Annotated in this window: 3 protein-coding genes; 2 read left to right on the plus strand and 1 reads right to left on the minus strand. The window is 74.0% G+C overall.

Going from position 1 to position 2013, the window contains the following annotated elements; genetic code table 11:
- Positions 1-306, minus strand: a 306-nt coding sequence (locus ACFXA3_RS41680; RefSeq protein ID WP_385196581.1) for a hypothetical protein, incomplete at its 3' end; no start/stop codon positions are given.
- Between the two features lie 97 nt (positions 307-403).
- Between ACFXA3_RS41680 and ACFXA3_RS41685 the strand changes: the two genes are divergently transcribed.
- Positions 404-1174, plus strand: a complete 771-nt coding sequence (locus ACFXA3_RS41685) for a hypothetical protein (protein ID WP_385196583.1) — start codon at positions 404-406, stop codon at positions 1172-1174.
- 202 nt (positions 1175-1376) lie between these two features.
- Positions 1377-1949, plus strand: a complete 573-nt coding sequence (locus ACFXA3_RS41690; RefSeq protein WP_385196585.1) for a hypothetical protein — start codon at positions 1377-1379, stop codon at positions 1947-1949.
- Positions 1950-2013 lie beyond the last annotated feature (64 nt).

A 2013-nucleotide genomic window follows, 5' to 3' on the forward strand; every position in this document is an offset into this window, starting at 1 on the left:
GCCCACACCCACGCCGACCCCACCGCCGAAGCCCACGCCGAAACCGACCCCGAAGCCGACCCCGCCGCCCGCGCCGAAGCCTCCGCCGCCGGCCCCGAAGCCCGTGCCGCCTCCGCCCGCACCGCGGCCCGAGCCCCCCGCTCCGCCCCGGCCCGAGCCGGTGGCCGCCCCACGGCCCCGGGTGGAACCGCCGGCCCCCGTGGTGACGCCGCCCGCGCCGCCCCCGAAGAAGCCGGTGGCCAGGCCCGCGTACCGCACGGCGGCCGCCAAGAAGCCCGAACACCACATCTCACCGGTGACCTTCACCTTGATGACCGCGGCTCCCGCGGTGCTCGCGATCGTCGCGCTGCGCCCGCGCTAGACCCGCCCCGCACACCTCTTTCGTGACCGATTGGGAGTCATCTTGTCGGAATGGCTCGTCCTGTCCCTCGCGATGGCAGCGGCCTGCGCCGTGGTGCTGTCCATCGCCTTCTTCAACCAGCGGCGGATCGGCGAGGACGACGATCCCAGCGAGACCCCGGACGTCATCGAGTACATGACGATGATGATCGGGGTGATCTACGCGATCGTGCTGGGCCTGGCGATCGCCGGCGTGTGGGAGGGCCGCGGGGCCGCCCAGGAGTACGTGCGCCAGGAGGCGCAGGCCCTGCACGAGGTCAGCGTCCGCTCCGAGGTCTACCCGGCCGAGGTGCGCAAGAAGATCCGCTCCGACGTCGACGCGTACGTGACGTACGTGGTGGACACGGAGTGGCAGCGGATGGCGGACCAGGGCGAGCTCACGGACCGCAGCGGGCAGCTGCTGGAGACCATCCGCCGGGACGTCACCGACTACGAGCCGCAGACCGACCACGAGGGACAGGCGTACCAGCCGCTCGTGGACCAGGTCGCGCTGGTCGACGACGCGCGCAAGGCCCGCGGCCAGAGCGCGGGCGCGACGATGCCGGGGGTCGTGTGGTTCGGGCTGATCGCCGGGGCGCTGGTGACGGTGGGCCTGGTCTTCACCCTGCAGATCCGCCGCTCGTTCCGGGAACTGCTGCTGGCGGGCCTGTTCAGTGCGCTGATCGCCTTCCTGCTGTTCCTGATCTGGGACTTCGACGCGCCGTTCGGGCGGGGCGTCGCGGCGACCGCCGAGCCCTTCCTCGCGCAGTTCCCGCATCTGCCGCTCGGCGGCTGAGGCGCCGGCCGGGCGGGCGGGCGCACGGCCAAACCGGGGGCGGGCCCCGCGTCCCCGGTTCGGCCCACGCCCGTGCCCCATTCGCCCGTTCCTGATCGCGGGTCACGGCGCCCGGACCTAGCGTGTCGGACATCGAGGCGCACGACCCCCCACGTGCGGAAACCGTTCCGCGGCTGCTCCTCGGGGATCCGGAGAACCAACCATGGGTGCGATACGTACCAACGCCACAGCCCTGCTGAGCGCCGGCGCCACGGGTGCCGTACTCACGCTCGGCGTCCTCGGCGCGCCCTCCGCGACCGCGGCCGAGGCCCAGCCCATCACCTCGTTCGGCTTCGCCATCACCCCGTCGACGGTCGCCCCCGGCGGCCGGACGGTGCTCTCCGTCAGCGGCTGCAGCGCCGCCTACGCCACCGTCTCCTCCGGCGTCTTCGACACCGTGAGCATCGCGCGCGGCCAGACCGCCCAGGTGACCGTGGACCGTGACGCCCGCCGCGGGGCCGTGTACTCCGTCTCCTTCACCTGCAACGGGGAGACCGGTTCGGCGGACCTCACCATCACCGGCGGCACCTCCCGGCCGACCACCAGCTCCACCTCGACCGCGACCGGTACGTCGACGGCCTCGCAGGGCACCTCGCTCGGAGTCCGCGGAGGTCTGGGCGGAAGTGTGGCCGGGATGGACTCCCGGGAGCTCGGCGCGGGCGCCGCGCTCTTCCTCGCGGCCGCGGGCGGCACGGTGTACCTGCTGCGCCGCCGCGCCTCCCCGCGCGGCCACTGACCGCGCCCCACCACGGACACCCCCGAACCGGAGCACCGACCGCCGGTCGCCCCGAGTCCTGGCC

This window comes from Streptomyces sp. NPDC059456, assembly GCF_042750055.1.
Lineage (GTDB): Bacteria > Actinomycetota > Actinomycetes > Streptomycetales > Streptomycetaceae > Streptomyces.

Excerpts from the sequence above, each read along its gene's own strand:
- ACFXA3_RS41690 (WP_385196585.1), top strand. The coding sequence starts at position 1,377 with ATGGGTGCGATACGTACCAACGCCACAGCCCTGCTGAGCGCCGGCGCC.